Source organism: Frateuria sp. GZRR33, from assembly GCF_051900425.1.
In the GTDB taxonomy this organism is placed as follows: domain Bacteria; phylum Pseudomonadota; class Gammaproteobacteria; order Xanthomonadales; family Rhodanobacteraceae; genus Frateuria_A.
Map to the genome: position 1 here is coordinate 139,792 of NZ_JBHZGK010000005.1, position 14,207 is coordinate 153,998.

Sequence of the window (14,207 nt, forward strand, 5' to 3'; positions counted from 1 at the left end):
TGCGCGATTCACCAGGGCGGCAGCAGCGGCGTGCGGGTCAGCACGTCCGCCAGCCCCAGCGCGATCATCACCGCCAGCCAGGCAAAGCCCGCGCCGGCCACGATCCGCAGCAGCGCATTGTCGGTCTTCAGGCGCATGAAGATGGTCAGCACCAGCAGCGCCTTGATCACCGCGATACCCAGGTTGGCCACCGTGTTGAACGGCCCGAGCTTGAGCAGCGCGCTGCCCGCGCTCAGGCCCAGCAGCACCAGCAGGGCGAGGAGCGTCCACAGGTTGCTGCCCAGCGACGGCGGCCGCGGGCCGCTGCGGTGGCTGCGTTGCGGACGGGCGTTCATCCGGCCCTCCCGACCAGGTAGATCACCGGGTAGACGAAGATCCACACGATGTCGACCAGGTGCCAGTACAGCGCGGTCAGCTCCAGCGGCGTGTGGTAGTCCTGGTCGAAGGCGCCTTGCCAGGTGCGCCAGCCCATCACCGCCATCAGCACGACGCCGATGGTCACGTGGAGGCTGTGGAAGCCGGTGATGAAGTAGTACAGGCAATAGAAGATCGCCATGCCATGCGCGTACACGCCCTGCTGGGTGTAATGGATCGATGGGATCAGCCCCTCCTGGTACTCGGCGTAGTACTCGAAGCCGTGCATCACCAGGAAGCTGACGCCGAGCAGCGCGGTGACGCCCAGCAACGCGGTGGCTAGCCGCCGGCCGCCGAGCTGCACCTCGCGCACCGACAGCGCCACCGCGCAGCTGCTGGTCAGCAGCACGGCCGTTTCGATCGTGCCCAGCAGCATGTCGGTGTGCCGGCTGGCTTCGGCGAAGGCCTCGGGGAAGCGCACGCGGCACAACGTGTAGCCGGCGAACAGCACGCCGAAGAACAGGATCTCGGTAGCCAGGAACGCCCACATGCCCAGCGTCGCGGCCTCGCGCTGCTGCAAGGGGTCGTCGAACTGTTCGGGCACGGAATGGGTTCGGGCGTTCATCGGCGGTAGGCGTAGGGGCCTTCGGTGACGGTCGGCGTGACATCGAAGTTGTGCGGCGGCGGCGGCGAGGGGGTCTGCCATTCCAGGCCGGTCGCGTCCCACGGGTTGGGGCCGGCGCGTGCGCCGTGGCGCAGCGACCAGGCGAGGTAGAAGAGCGGCAGCAGATAGGCCACGCCCAGGATCGTCGCGCCGGCGGAGGACAGCACGTTCCACACCTGGAACTGCGGCAGGTACTCGTGATAGCGCCGCGGCATGCCCTCGACGCCCAGGATGTACTGCGGGAAGAAGGTCAGGTTGAAGCCGAAGAACATCAGGATCGCCGCGAAGCGCGCCCAGGCCTCGGAATACATCCGTCCGGTGATCTTGGGCCACCAGTAGTGGATGCCGCCCAGATAGGCCATCACCGCGCCGCCGACCATGATGTAGTGGAAGTGTGCCACCACGAAGTAGGTGTCGGTGAGGTTCACGTCCAGCGCGGTGGCGGCCAGGAACAGGCCGGTGAGGCCGCCGAGCATGAACAGCCCGACGAAGCCGAGCGCGTAGAGCATCGGCGCATCAAAGACGATGTCGCCCTTGTACAGCGTGGCGGTCCAGTTGAAGACCTTGATCGCCGAAGGCACCGCGATGATGAACGACAGGATCGAGAACACGATGCTCGCGTACATCGACTGCCCCGCCACGAACATGTGGTGGCCCCACACAAGGAAGCCGACCACCGCGATGCCGACGATCGCGTAGACCATGAACTTGTAGCCGAAGATGCGCCGGCGCGCGCCGTTGGTGATCAGCTCGCTGACCAGTCCCATCGCCGGCAGGATCATGATGTACACGGCCGGGTGCGAGTAGAACCAGAAGAAGTGCTGGAACAGCACCGGATCGCCGCCCAGCGCCGGGTCGAAGATGCCCACGCCGAACAGCCGCTCCAGGCCGATCAGCGCCAGCGTCATCGCCAGCACCGGCGTGGCCAGGATCATCACCAGCGCCACCGCGTACATCGCCCACACGAACAGCGGCAGGCGCATCCAGGTCATGCCCGGCGCGCGCATGGTGTGGATGGTGACGATGAAGTTGAGGCCGGTGAAGATCGACGAGAAGCCCACGATGAACACGCCGACCACCGCCATCATCACGTGCGAGTTGGAGAACATCGTCGAGAACGGCGTGTAGAAGGTCCAGCCGGTGTCCACGCCGCCCAGCAGCAGACAGGCCAGCGTGAAGATGCCGCCCGCCATGTACAGGTACCAGCTGAACAGGTTGAGGCGCGGAAAGGCGACGTCGCGCGCGCCGATCATCAGCGGCAGCAGAAAATTGCCCAGCGTGGCGGGGATCGAGGGGATCAGGAAGAACCACACCATCACCACGCCGTGGAAGGTGAAGGCCTTGTTGTAGGTCTCCGCGCTCAGCAGGTCGCCGGCAGGCGTGACCAGCTCCCAGCGGATCAGTGCGGCAGCCAGCCCGCCGAGGAAGAAGAAGAAGGTGATGCCCAGGCCGTACAGCACGCCGATGCGCTTGTGGTCGTGGGTCACCAGCCACGAGCGCAGGCCGAAGCCTTCCTCCAGGTAACTGCGTGGCCGCGGAAGCTCAACGGTGCTCATCGGTGTCCTCCGCCGCGTGGGTGCGGGTCTTCAGGTACGCCACCAGGGCCAGCACGTCCTCCTCGCCGATGCGGCCCTCGAAGCTGGGCATGATCGGCGCGTAACCGGCGGCGATCTGCTTCTTCGGCAGCAGGATCGAATCGTGCAGGTAGCGTTCGTCGGCCAGCACCTGCGAGCCGTCGGCCAGCGGCACGGTGCGGCCGTAGAGGTCGTAGAGGTCGGGCGCGTGCACGCCCGAGCGCGGATCGTGGCAGCCGCTGCAGCCGAGCTGGCGGAACAGGGCCGCGCCCTGCGCTGCCAGGCCGGTGCCCTGGTGCGCGTGCAGCCAGCGCGCGTAGTCGGCCGGCGGCATCACCACCACCCGCCCACGCATGCGCGAGTGGTCGGTGCCGCAGAACTCGGCGCAGAACAGGTCGTAGGTGCCCGCTTTGGTCGCGGTGAACCACAGTTGCGTGTAGCGGTCCGGCAGCACGTCCTGCTTCACGCGGAAGGCCGGCACGTAGAAGCTGTGGATCACGTCCTGCGAGGTCATCACCAGCCGGATCGGCAGGCCTACCGGCACATGCAGCTGGTCGATCTCGCGCTGGCCGCCCGGGTGCTGCACCTTCCACATCCATTGCTTGGCCACCACGTAGATCGGCTGGGCGTCCGCAGGCGGCGTGCGCAGCTTGATCCACAGGTGCACGCTCCAGCCGAAGATGCCCATGAACAGGACGAACGGCACCAGCGTCCAGGTCAGCTCCACGCCCAGGTGCGAGTGCGCCGGCGTGCGTTCGGCAGCCGTGCCGCGGCGGTACTTGACGCAGAACACGATCATCACCGTGAACACGCCGACGACCACCAGCGTGCACAGCGCCAGCAGCGTGTCGAACAGATGGTCGACGTTCGGCGCGACGGAGGAAGCCTGCGGCAGCATCATGCGCGCGCCCTCACCTTCAGCCAGGCCAGCCAGCCGACCAGCGCCAGCACGAAGGCCACGCCCATCACCTGCATGGTGCGGCCGATCGCCAGGCTGTAGCGGCCGGTGGTGGGGTCATAGCCGCAGCACAGCAGTACCAGGCGGTCGATCACGCTGCCGAGCTCGCCCTGCGAGGCATGCACCAGCGCCAGCCGCAGCGAGGCCGGCGGCCAGGACACGCCGAAAAAGTACTGTGCGACCTTGCCGTCCGGGGTGATCGCCACCAGGCCGGCGGCGTGCGCGTACTGGTGCAGCTTTTCGTCGTAGAAGTAGCGGAAGCCCACGGCCTTGGCCAAGGCGCCGATTGAGGCCGGATCGCCGCTGAGGAAATGCCAGCGCGGCACGCGGGCCTTCGGGTGCATGCGCGCGAGCATGCCCTGCGTGTGGCGCGCGTCCGCCGGCGTCTCGGCCGGGTCGATGCTGACGAAGGCCACTTCGAAGCCGCGTCCGGGCTGGAGGTCGAGTCCTTCCAGGGTATGCGCCATGCCGTTGAGCACCACGTCGCAGAGGTTGGGGCAGCGGTAGTAGCCCAGCGCGAGCAGCAATGGCTTGCCATCGGCCAGGGTGCGCAGGTCGGTGGGCTGGCCATTGGCGTCCAGGAAGCGCGCGTCGCGCGGGACGAGCGCGCCGAGGCGCTGGTCGAAGCCGGCGCGCTGGGTAAGGTCGGCAGGCGGTGGCGGTGCGTGCGTGGCCCATGCCACCGGCATCCACACGAAGAACAGCCATGCCACCTGCAGGAGCGCACCCTGTGCGCCGCCGCCATGCACGACCGGGCTGCGCGGTCGCGCGCAGGGTGCGCTCCTGCAGCGGAAGGCCCTCATCGCGGCCGCTCCGCGGACGAGGCCGATGCTGGCGCGCCCTGCCCCGCGGCGACCAGCGCCATCGCTCGCGTGATCGGAATCCGCGCCACCGTATGCGCCGGGTCGATCCATTGGTAAGCGTCCAGACGCGAACGCTGCAGCGCACGCTCCGCGGCGATGTCGGTCGCCGGATCGGGCTGCAGCCGCGGTTGCGGCGGGATCGGCCGCGTCGGTTGCCCGCCCCCGGTCAGTACCGGCCGCGCCCATACGTACACCAGCAGCACGATCGCCAGCAGGCTGAGCGCCAGGATGGCCGCGGCCCAGTGCAACACGCCGGCAGCCACCGCGTAGGACTCATGCGAATCGGGTTGCCGACTCATGGTTCGACCTCCAGCGCCGCGCGCCGCTGCGCGCCGTAGCCCAGCCACCACAGCCCACCGATGCCGACCCACGCCAGCGGGTCGCTCCAGGCCAGGGCGTGCCCGCGCAGGCCCGGCAGCACCAGCCAGGCGACATAACCGATCTGCGCGACGAACAGCCACAGCGCCACGCCGGCCAGCCAGGCGACGTGCTGCTTGGCCTGGCGCGACAGCAGCACGGCGAACGGCAGCGCCAGGTGGAAGAGCACCAGGAACGCGCCGAGCCAGCGCCACGGTGTCTTCACCCGCGGCAGGTACCACACCGTCTCGGAGGGCAGGTCGGCGATCCATACGGTCAGGTAGTCCATGAAGGCGAGGTAGCCCCAGGCGAGCACCAGCACCATCAGGATGCTGCCCAGGTCGTTCAGCCGCCTGGGCGTCCAGAGCGCCGATGCATCATCGCGGCGCGTGACGCTGACCCACACGGCCAGCCCCGCGGCCGCCAGCAATTGCGCCGTGCCGACCAGGATGCCGAGCGTCGTGGAGTGCCAACGCGGCACCAGCGAGGCGACCCAGTCGATCGCGGCCACCGACACGGTGAGCGTGTAGAGGATCAGGCCGCCCGCGGCGAAGCGCCCGGCGGCGGGCGTGGCCAGCCGGCGACGGAGGCCGTGCGCCAGCCACAGCCACAGCGCGAACACGATCACCGCGCGCACGAGGAAGAACGGCAGGTTGAGCCACCAGCGCTGGTGCGCGAGGTTGGGGTCGGCCGCCTGCGCGTCCGCCCAGGGAAACAGCACCGCCACGCCGATCAGCACCGGCAGCAGCAACACGGCCATCAGCGGCAGGCGTCGGCAGGCGGCCAGCAGCGCGGGACGCAGGGCGAAGCCCCAGTCGCCGCCGGTCAGCGCGTGGACCAGCAACAGGCCCACGCTGCCCAGCGCCGGCGCCAGCCAGAACAGCCAGGCAAACAGGTAGGACAGGAGCACCGTGCGCGGGGCGTGCAGTCCGAGCAGCAGGCAGCCGGCCAGCGCAAGCACGCCGATCACGGCGGCGATGCCTTCGGCGCGCGACACCCGGGGCCAGCGCCGGTTCATCGACGTACCTCTGCCGGCAGCCGTGCCAGGTCCTGCGGCGTCAGCCGGTCGCGTGGCGCGTGCTGGGAGAGCTGCAGCGCGCGGATGTAGGCCACGATGGCCCAGCGGTCGTGCGGGCTGACACGATCGGAGTACGGGTACATCACCCCGTAGCCGTCGCTGATCACCTGGTAGAAGTGGCTGTCAGGCGCGTTGCGCAGGCGGTCGGTGTGGTAGCTCGGCGGCGCCGGAAAACCGCGCCGGGCGATCATGCCGTCGCCGTTGCCGGCGAGGCCGTGGCAAGGCGCGCAGTAGATGTCGAAGCGCTGCTGTCCGCGCCGGAGCAGCGCCATGGTCACCGGCAGCGGATTGGCATAGCGTCGCTCGCCGACGTCGGCCTGGGCGAGGCTGCGGCCCTGCGCATCCAGCGGCAGCGCCGGGCCGGGATCCGGCGGCAACGTCATCTGCCCGCGGCGGCCGCTGGCCGTGTCGGCCGCGGCGCCCTGCGCCATCGGCACGCTGCCCGGCGGCGGCGTGCGCGCGCTGTTGCCGTCGGCGAACAGCGGGCTGGGTTCGAGCGGCTTGTACTTGGGCTGGGAGTACATGTCGTGCATGGCCTGCTCGCAGCCGGTGAGGAGCAGGGTGGCGAGCAGGAGCACGACCTTCCCTGTAGGAGCGCCCTTGGGCGCGACCGGGAGGCCGCGGTCGCGCCCAAGGGCGCTCCTACAGGGAGCGAGCAGGCGCTTCATGGCCCCACCCGATCGATCGCCAGCGGAGCCAGCCGCGCGAGGTCGTCGTGGGCCAGCGCAACATCGAAGCAGGGGTCGTCCGCGCGCAGCCACAGGAAGAAGCCATCGCGGCTCGCGGCATCGAAACACGGCACGTCGAACAGCGGATGGTTCAGCCGCGGCAGGCCGTTGGCGAAGAACATGCCGACGATGCCGAACAGCGCGGCGAACAGGATGGTCATCTCCAGCGCCGCCGGGATGAACGCCGGCCAGCTCGCGTTCGGCCGGCCGCCGACGTTGATCGGGTAATCGATCACCGAGGCGTACCACTGAAGGAACAGCGTGCCGAAGCCGCCGGCCAGGCCGCCCAGCAGCACCAGCAGCGGGATGCGGTTGCGCATGGGCCCCAGCGCCTGGGCCAGGCCCTCGACTGGATAGGGCGTGTAGGCCTCCAGTTGCGTATAGCCGCGACCGCGCAGTTCGCGCACCGCCATCAGCAGCGCGCCGGCATCCTCGAAGCGCGCCAGCCAGCCCTGCTCGTGCAGCGCGCTCATGCGCCCTCCCTTTCGAGCCTTGCGCGCAGCTTGCGCAGCTCGAACATCGGCAGCAGCGGCAGCAGCCGCACGAACAGCAGGAACAACAGGAAGAACAGCCCGATCGAGCCGGCCAGGAAGCCGATGTCCCAGAACGTCGGATAGAACATGCCCCAGCTCGAGGGCAGGAAGTCGTGGTACAGGCTGCTGACGATCAGCTCGAAGCGCTCGAACCACATGCCGACCAGCACCAGCAGCGCGATCACGAACAGCGCCGCGTGGCTTTGCCGCACGCGCTCGAACCAGATCGCCTGGATCGCCACCACGTTGCAGCCGATGATGGTCCAGTACACCCAGGCGTAGGCGCCGGTCAGCTCGGCCATGGCGTGCGCGACCTCGTAGCGGTCGCCGCTGTAGAAGGCGTTGAACAGTTCCGACGCATAGCTGTAGTCGACGAACAGGCCGGCGGCGAGCATCAGTTTGGCGAGGTTGGCGATGTGCCGCTCGGTGATGAAGTCGCCCAGCCCGAAGAAGCGCCGCAGGGGAATGCCCAGCACCAGCACCATGCCGAAACCGGAAAACAGCGCGCCGGCGACGAAGAACGGCGGGAAGATGGTCGAGTGCCAACCCGGCAGCAGGCCTTCGGAAAAATCCAGCGCCACCATCGAGTGCACCGAGAACACCAGCGGCACGGCCATCGCGGCGAGCAGCAGGTTGAGCGTCTCGAAGCGCTGCCAATGGCGCGCCTCGCCGCGCCAGCCGGCCGCGAGCAGGCCGTAGAACACCTGCTTGCCGCGGGTGGTGGCGCGGTCGCGCAGGGAAGCGAGGTCGGGGATCAGGCCGACGTAGAAGTACAGTACCGAGACGATCAGGTAGGCGACGATCGCGGAGAAGTCCCAGAACAGCGAGCTTTTCCACTGCGGCCACACGCCCATGCGGTCCGGGTAGGGAGCGAGCCAGTAGAAGAACCACGGCCGTCCCAGGTGCAGGATGGGGAAGATGCCCGAGACCGATACGGCGAACACGGTCATCGCCTCGGCGTAGCGGTTGAGCGCGTTGCGCCAGCCCTGCCGCGCCAGATACAGCCCGCCGGAGATGAAGGTGCCCGCCATGCCGATGGCGATCCACCAGACGTAGTCCGCGATTGCGAAGGCCCACGCCACCGGGATGTCCAGGCCCCAGATGCCCACGCCCCTGGCCAGCAGCCACACGATGCCGGCGCCCAGCCAGGCGGTGAGCACGAAGGAGAGCGCGAAGGCGACCATCCACAGACGACCGGTGGGCCGCTCGAGCACGATGGCGCTCACCTTGTCGGTGATCGACGCATTGGTTTCGCGCGGGGCGAGCAACGGGGCGGTCATGCCGATGCCTCCCGGCTTGCCGACACAGCCCCCTCTCCCCCGTCGCTTATCAAGGATGGGGGAGAGGGCTGGGGTGAGGGGTCAAGGCTTGCGGGGAGGTCGACCCGAAGCCAGGCGCCCGAAAGAAAGCCACGCAGGAAATAGACGTTCCGGGCGAGCCCCGACCCCTCACCCCAACCCTCTCCCCGGAGGGGAGAGGGGGCGGGTCTGGCGCACGCGTGCGCCAGGTGGGCAATCCGGAAGGCGGAAGCAGGCGCGAAACACGGGGACGGCCTCTTCGACACCCGATCCACCGATACGGATCCCTCTCCCCCGTCGCTTATCAAGGATGGGGGAGAGGGCTGGGGTGAGGGGCCAAGGCTTGCGGGGAGGTCGACCCGAAGCCAGGCGCCCGAAAGAAAGCCACGCAGGAAATGGACGTTCCGGGCGAGCCCCGGCCCCTCACCCCAACCCTCTCCCCGGAAGGGAGAGGGCGCCTGATCATGGCGAGCATGAAGGAACGCGCTCATGCGTCGTCCTCCAGCGCCGGGTGCGGGTTGCGGATGGCGGCGAGATACGTCGTGCGCGGACGGGTGTTGAGTTCCTCCAGCAAGGTGTAGTGGCGCGGCGAGGCCTTCTGGCGGCTGACCGCGCTGGCCGGGTCCTGCTGGTCGCCGAAGACGATCGCCTGGGTCGGGCATACCGCCTGGCAGGCGGTCAGCACCTCGCCGTCGGCGATGCGCCGGCCTTCGCGGTCGGCGGCGATGTGCGCGGTCTCGATGCGCTGGATGCAGTAGGTGCATTTCTCCATGACGCCGCGGTTGCGCACGGACACGTCCGGGTTGCGCTGCGCCTTGAGTGTTTCGGTATGCAGGTCGCTGTACTGCAGGAAGTTGAAGCGGCGCACCTTGTACGGGCAGTTGTTGGAGCAGAAGCGCGTGCCCACGCAGCGGTTGTAGACCTGCACGTTGAGCCCCTCGGCATCGTGCACGGTGGCGCCCACCGGGCAGACCACCTCGCAGGGCGCGTGCTCGCAGTGCATGCACGGCACCGGCTGGTGGTGGATGCGCGGGGCGCGTGCGTCGCCCTCGTAGTAGCGGTCGATGCGGATCCAGTGCATCTCGCGGCCGCGCTCGACCTCCTCGGCGCCCACCACGGGGATGTTGTTCTCCGCCTGGCAGGCGATGGTGCAGGCGCCGCAGCCGATGCAGGCGTTGAGATCCACACTCATGCCCCAGGCGTATTCGCCGTGCAGGCGGTCGGGGTAGAGGCTCGGCGGCGGCTGCGCGTGCTCCTGCGCGAAGGTGGGATCGGCGCGGAAGGCCTCGAGGGTGCTGGCGCGTACCGGCTCGCGGCCCTCCATGGTGTGGTGGCGCTGGGTGGTGGCCAGCGCATGGTGCGCGCCGGTGCGGTTGATGCGCAGGCCGTCGCTGCGCCAGGGCGCGTCCATGCTGCGCAGCGCGTAGGCGTCGTAGCCCAGGTGTCCGCCCACGCGCCCTGCATGGCGACGACCGTAGCCGAGGCAGACGGTGACGCTGCGCGCGGCCTGCCCCGGCATCACCCACACCGGCGCCTGGGTGTGGCGGCCGTCGATGCGCAGCTCCAGTGCGTCGCCATTCTTCAGGTCGTGGGCGAGCGCGAGCTCGGGGCTGACCAGCGCCACGTTGCTCCAGGTCAGCGTGGTCAGTGGCTTGGGCAGTTCCTGCAGCCAGCCGTTGTTGGCGTAGCGGCCGTCCCACACGGTCGGATCGGGGGCGATGAGCAGCTCCAGACCGGGTGCGTCTTCCGGCGCGGTCACCTGCGCGAGGAAACCGCGGTCCACGCGCGGCTGTTGCGTCGGCGGTGCGCTGTGCGGGATCACGCCGCTCTGCAGGATCGCGCGCCAGGCCGCCTCGTCGGCCTGCCAGGTGCCCTGCACGCGCGCACGCGGGCTTTGCAGGTCACCCAGGAACAGCGCCAGCAGTTCATGCGCGCTGCGGCTGTCGTACAGCGGCGCGATCACCGGCTGCACCGCGCTGGCGGTGCCGTCGGCCGCGCGCAGGTCCGACCAGGCTTCCAGCGCGTGCGTGCGCGGCAGATGCCACTGGCAGGCGCGTGCGGTCTCGTCGCGGTACAGGCCGAGGTGGATCCGGTGGGGCACTTTCGCCAGGTGCGCGGCGAACTGCGCGTCGAACGGCGTGGCGTAGACGGGATTGCCGTCGAGGATCAGCAGCGTGTCGACCTGGCCGCCGGCCATCGCCGCGGTGAGTTCGCGCAGGCCCTGCGTCGAAGACTCCCACGGCTCGGGCGGCGCGTAGTACTCGACCGTGTGGCCGACGTTGCCCAGTGCCTCGTTGAGCAGGTGCGCGAGTGCGTGCACCCATGGCGGCTGCGTGCGTCCGGCGAGCACCAGCGAGCTGCCGTGCTGCGCGTCCAGGTCCTGCGCCAGTGCACGCAGGCGGCGGGTCGACAGGCCGCTGGACTGGGTCGCATGCACGCCGGGGACGCCGAGCAGCTCGCCCAGCTCCAGCGCCGCCATGCCGATGTGGGCCGAACCCAGCGCCCAGCGGTGGTCGGCCTTGGCACCGGTAAGCGAGGGCGAGGCCTCCATCACGTACAGGCGGCTGAACGCCTCGGCCTGCGGTTCGCGGCCACCGATGAAGTCCCGGCCGTGACGCAGCGTACCCGGCATGGCGCCGAGGAAGTCAGCCTCGAGCGCGAGAATCGTTTGCGCGCGGTCGAAGTGGTAACGCGTGCGCAGCGGCTCGCCGAACGCCAGCCGGGCACCGGCCAGCGCGTTGTCCTCGTCGACCGCTTCGTACGCGTGCCAGTGCGAGCCGGGGAAGCGCTTGAGCCATGCCTCGCGCTGGGCCGCCAGCGTGGGCGAGTCGAGCCGGCCGCTGAGGACGTGCAGGCCGCGGCCGTCGCGGGCGAAGCGCGTCGCGAGCGTGCGTACCTCGTCGCCGAACGCGTCCCAGCTCGACGCTACGCCCTCGTGCACCGGCGCCTGCGAGCGGTCGGGATCCCACAGCTCCAGCACCGCGGCCTGCATCGCGGGCGTGGTGGCCCCCAGGCTCGTCGGGTGCGCGGGATTGCCTTCGATCTTGGTCGGCCGGCCCTGGTGGGTTTCCACCAGCACGCCCGCCACGTCGCCCGCGCAGGACAGCGTGCTGGCATAGAAGCGCGGCAGTGCCGGCGGCAACTGGTCGGGACGGCGCACCCACGGCACGATCTCTTCCTGCGGCGGGCGGTTGCAGGCGCCCAGCCCGGCCAGCGCGAGCGAGGCGCCGAGCAGTTTGAGGAAGCCGCGGCGGCCCAGTTGCGGTTCGAACTGGGAGAGCTGCGGGAAGGCTTCGCTCAGGCGGGCGCGCCAGGCCGGTTGCTCGACCAGCTCCTCCAGCGCGCGCCAGTAGTGCGGGCCGCGGGCGTCGGCCAGGCGGGTGCGCAGGGCGTCCAGCGGACTGCTCATGCCGTCCCTCCCACGGTACTGGTCTTGGCGCTCAGCGGTGGCATACCGAGCAATCCGTAAGCCGACGGGTGTCGATGTGGTAGCGCTTGATCAGCGCCAGGCCGAGTTTTTCCTGGTCGTCGGCCTGCCAGCCCATGGCGAATTCCTGCTCGCGCGGGCGCAGGTATTTCTGTGGCGCGCGATGGCAGTCCAGGCACCATTCCATCGACAGTGACTTGGTGCGCATGGTCAGCGGCATGCGGTCGACGCGCCCGTGGCAGCTTTCGCAGCCGACGCCCTTGGCCACGTGGATCGAGTGGTTGAAGTAGACGAAGTCGGGCAACTGGTGGACACGCTGCCAGTGCAGCGCTACGCCGCGCTGCCAGCTTTCGACCACGGGCTTCAGCACGGCCTGGTCGGTGTAGAGCTGCGAGTGGCAGGTCATGCAGGTGGAGATCGGCGGGATGCCGGCGAAGGCGGAGGTCTCGACCGTGTCGTGGCAGTAGCGGCAGTCGATGCCGTCGTCGCCGACGTGGTGCTTGTGACTGAAGGGGACGGGTTGTTCCACGGCCTCGCCGATGCGGTGCGGTTCGTTGGTCAGGCCGCGCCAGGCCAGCACCGCGGCGCTCGCGAGCACCAGCACGGCCAGCAGGGCGAGCTTGACGAACAGGCCGAAGCGCGGATGGAAGATCTGGGTCATCGCCCTCTCGTGTGGGTCCTTTCAGGCGAGCGTTCGACGCCAACCATCGCAGGGGCGGCGTGAAGCCCGGTTTTATTTGGCGTTGCGCGCGAAGGGCCACCTTCGCTTCCTCTCCCCTCCGGGGAGGGATTGAGGTGAGGGGTCGCGCTTGCGGAGAACCCCAAAGGAAACCTCCCCGCAAGCCCCGGCCCCTCACCCCAGCCCTCTCCCCGGAGGGGAGAGGGAGCAGAGCGATCGACCTTCCCCGCGAGCCCCGGCCCCTCACCCCAGCCCTCTCCCCGGAGGGGAGAGGGAGCAGAGCGATCGACCTTGCCGCGAGCCCCGGCTCCTCACCCCGGCCCTCTCCCCGGCGCAGAACGTCAGGGCGACTTGCGCAGCGTTTCGCGCAGGTCTGCCACGTGGTCGGCATCCACCGCCTCCGCGTGGTTGCCCCAGGCGTTGCGGATATAGGTGGTCAGGTCGGCGATCTGCGCATCGCTCAGGTGATCGGCAAACCCCTGCATCGCCAGTCCCGTCGGTTCGGCGGTGGTTTTGGGAATGCGCGCGCCGTCGAGGATCACGCCGATCAGCGTGTCGGCGCTGTTCGCCTGCACGGCGGAACTCTGCCGCAGCGGCGGGAACGCGCCGATCTCGCCCTGGCCCTGCTTCAGGTGGCAGGCCTCGCAGTTGTCCACGTAGAGCGCAGCGCCGCGATCAAGGGTGTCCCTGTCGACCGTGGCCACCGACGCGTCCTTCGGCGCCGGCAGGCTCTTGAGGTAGACGGCGATGGCTTCCAGGTCCGGCTTGCTCAGGTACTGGGTCGACTGCTCGACGACCTCGGCCATCGGCCCGGCCGCGGAGGTGCGGCTGTTACGGCCGGTGCCCAGGTACTGCACGATGTCCTGCTCGGTCCAGCTGCCGAGGCCGTCGCGGACGCCGCCTGCCAGGCTTGGCGCGTAGGCGTTTTCGGCGTAGCCGCCGGTGGGCGGCTCGTCCATGTCGGTGGCGCCGGCGAAGTTCTTGTCGCCGTGGCAGGCGCTGCAGTGGCCCAGGCCCTTGACCAGGTAGGCGCCGCGGTTCCACTGCGCCGAGCGCTTAGGATCCGGCTGGTAGGTACCGTCCTGGAAATACATGCCGTCCCACATCGCCATCAGGCCGCGCTGGTCGAGCGGCCAGGGCAGCTCGTTGTGGCGGTGTACCTGGCGCACGGGCGTGAGCGTGTCGAGGTAGGCCTTGATCGACAGCACGTCGTCGCGACTGAGCTTCGTGTACCAGGGGTAGGGGAAGGCGGGGTAGAGATGGTCGCCCTCGCGGTCGATGCCCTCGTGCATGGCGCGGTAGAAGTCCTCATCGGTCCAGTTGCCGATGCCGGTTTCCGGGTCCGGCGTGATGTTGCTCGAATAGATCGTGCCGAACGGCGTGGGGATGGCGCGGTCGCCGGCAAACGGCGCGCCGTTGGGCGCGGTGTGGCAGGCCTCGCAGTCGCCCGCGCGCACCAGGTAGCGGCCACGCGAGATCTGTCCCCACGGGCCCGGGCTCATGCGCTCGCCCAGCTTGACGGCCGAGGGCGCGGCCGGGTTGCGATCGTGGCTGCAGGCGGTGCAGAGCATGGCGAGCAGGAGCAGGGACGCGAGGGCCAGACCTTTGCGCAAGGTGACCCCCATCCTCCTGTCGGCACCTTCCCCCGTCGAACGGGCGAAGGCTCGGTGGGCCACATCTCGAATCCTTCCCCC

13 protein-coding genes are annotated in these 14,207 nt (G+C 69.4%); all 13 read right to left on the minus strand.

Annotation, left to right across the window (positions count from 1 at the left end):
• Positions 1-8: 8 nt before the first annotated feature.
• Complete coding sequence (locus ACFWZU_RS08125) at positions 9-335, minus strand: cytochrome C oxidase subunit IV family protein (RefSeq protein WP_439700952.1); 327 nt, start codon at positions 333-335, stop codon at positions 9-11.
• The gene (locus ACFWZU_RS08130; protein WP_439700954.1) at positions 332-979 is read right to left on the minus strand and encodes a cytochrome c oxidase subunit 3 family protein; all 648 of its coding nucleotides are present in this window, start codon (positions 977-979) and stop codon (positions 332-334) included. The genes ACFWZU_RS08125 and ACFWZU_RS08130 overlap by 4 nt, the downstream gene beginning before the upstream one ends.
• Complete coding sequence (gene ctaD, locus ACFWZU_RS08135; protein WP_439700956.1) at positions 976-2,574, minus strand: cytochrome c oxidase subunit I; 1,599 nt, start codon at positions 2,572-2,574, stop codon at positions 976-978. Before ctaD ends, ACFWZU_RS08130 begins: the two co-directional genes overlap by 4 nt.
• Complete coding sequence (gene coxB / locus ACFWZU_RS08140) at positions 2,561-3,493, minus strand: cytochrome c oxidase subunit II (RefSeq protein WP_439700957.1); 933 nt, start codon at positions 3,491-3,493, stop codon at positions 2,561-2,563. Before coxB ends, ctaD begins: the two co-directional genes overlap by 14 nt.
• Positions 3,490-4,353 (minus strand): SCO family protein, encoded by an 864-nt coding sequence (locus ACFWZU_RS08145; protein WP_439700959.1) that lies wholly within the window; start codon positions 4,351-4,353, stop codon positions 3,490-3,492. Before ACFWZU_RS08145 ends, coxB begins: the two co-directional genes overlap by 4 nt.
• On the minus strand, positions 4,350-4,712 hold the full coding sequence (locus ACFWZU_RS08150; protein ID WP_439700961.1) for a hypothetical protein: 363 nt from the start codon (positions 4,710-4,712) through the stop codon (positions 4,350-4,352). Before ACFWZU_RS08150 ends, ACFWZU_RS08145 begins: the two co-directional genes overlap by 4 nt.
• Entirely contained in the window at positions 4,709-5,788 is a 1,080-nt protein-coding gene (locus tag ACFWZU_RS08155) for a hypothetical protein (RefSeq protein WP_439700962.1), read from the minus strand. The genes ACFWZU_RS08150 and ACFWZU_RS08155 overlap by 4 nt, the downstream gene beginning before the upstream one ends.
• Complete coding sequence (locus ACFWZU_RS08160) at positions 5,785-6,426, minus strand: c-type cytochrome (protein WP_439700964.1); 642 nt, start codon at positions 6,424-6,426, stop codon at positions 5,785-5,787. The genes ACFWZU_RS08155 and ACFWZU_RS08160 overlap by 4 nt, the downstream gene beginning before the upstream one ends.
• 86 nt (positions 6,427-6,512) lie before the next feature.
• Positions 6,513-7,049 carry a DUF3341 domain-containing protein gene (locus ACFWZU_RS08165; protein WP_439700966.1) on the minus strand — a complete coding sequence of 179 codons (537 nt, stop codon included), beginning with the start codon at positions 7,047-7,049 and terminating at the stop codon, positions 6,513-6,515.
• Entirely contained in the window at positions 7,046-8,389 is a 1,344-nt protein-coding gene (gene nrfD, locus ACFWZU_RS08170; RefSeq protein WP_439700968.1) for an NrfD/PsrC family molybdoenzyme membrane anchor subunit, read from the minus strand. The genes ACFWZU_RS08165 and nrfD overlap by 4 nt, the downstream gene beginning before the upstream one ends.
• Positions 8,390-8,894: 505 nt before the next feature.
• Positions 8,895-11,816 (minus strand): TAT-variant-translocated molybdopterin oxidoreductase, encoded by a 2,922-nt coding sequence (locus tag ACFWZU_RS08175; RefSeq protein ID WP_439700970.1) that lies wholly within the window; start codon positions 11,814-11,816, stop codon positions 8,895-8,897.
• A 31-nt stretch (positions 11,817-11,847) separates the two neighbouring features.
• Positions 11,848-12,495, minus strand: a complete 648-nt coding sequence (locus tag ACFWZU_RS08180; RefSeq protein ID WP_439700972.1) for a cytochrome c3 family protein — start codon at positions 12,493-12,495, stop codon at positions 11,848-11,850.
• 359 nt (positions 12,496-12,854) lie between these two features.
• Positions 12,855-14,126 (minus strand): c-type cytochrome, encoded by a 1,272-nt coding sequence (locus ACFWZU_RS08185; protein ID WP_439700974.1) that lies wholly within the window; start codon positions 14,124-14,126, stop codon positions 12,855-12,857.
• Positions 14,127-14,207: the final 81 nt, after the last annotated feature.

What these genes read in the sequence shown, in the direction of transcription:
- ACFWZU_RS08125 (WP_439700952.1), bottom strand. Translation starts at nt 335, where the DNA reads ATGAACGCCCGTCCGCAACGCAGCCACCGCAGCGGCCCGCGGCCGCCG.
- ACFWZU_RS08130 (WP_439700954.1), bottom strand. Translation starts at nt 979, where the DNA reads ATGAACGCCCGAACCCATTCCGTGCCCGAACAGTTCGACGACCCCTTG.
- ctaD (WP_439700956.1), bottom strand. Translation starts at nt 2,574, where the DNA reads ATGAGCACCGTTGAGCTTCCGCGGCCACGCAGTTACCTGGAGGAAGGC.
- coxB (WP_439700957.1), bottom strand. Translation starts at nt 3,493, where the DNA reads ATGATGCTGCCGCAGGCTTCCTCCGTCGCGCCGAACGTCGACCATCTG.
- ACFWZU_RS08145 (WP_439700959.1), bottom strand. Translation starts at nt 4,353, where the DNA reads ATGAGGGCCTTCCGCTGCAGGAGCGCACCCTGCGCGCGACCGCGCAGC.
- ACFWZU_RS08150 (WP_439700961.1), bottom strand. Translation starts at nt 4,712, where the DNA reads ATGAGTCGGCAACCCGATTCGCATGAGTCCTACGCGGTGGCTGCCGGC.
- ACFWZU_RS08155 (WP_439700962.1), bottom strand. Translation starts at nt 5,788, where the DNA reads ATGAACCGGCGCTGGCCCCGGGTGTCGCGCGCCGAAGGCATCGCCGCC.
- ACFWZU_RS08165 (WP_439700966.1), bottom strand. Translation starts at nt 7,049, where the DNA reads ATGAGCGCGCTGCACGAGCAGGGCTGGCTGGCGCGCTTCGAGGATGCC.
- nrfD (WP_439700968.1), bottom strand. Translation starts at nt 8,389, where the DNA reads ATGACCGCCCCGTTGCTCGCCCCGCGCGAAACCAATGCGTCGATCACC.
- ACFWZU_RS08175 (WP_439700970.1), bottom strand. Translation starts at nt 11,816, where the DNA reads ATGAGCAGTCCGCTGGACGCCCTGCGCACCCGCCTGGCCGACGCCCGC.
- ACFWZU_RS08180 (WP_439700972.1), bottom strand. Translation starts at nt 12,495, where the DNA reads ATGACCCAGATCTTCCATCCGCGCTTCGGCCTGTTCGTCAAGCTCGCC.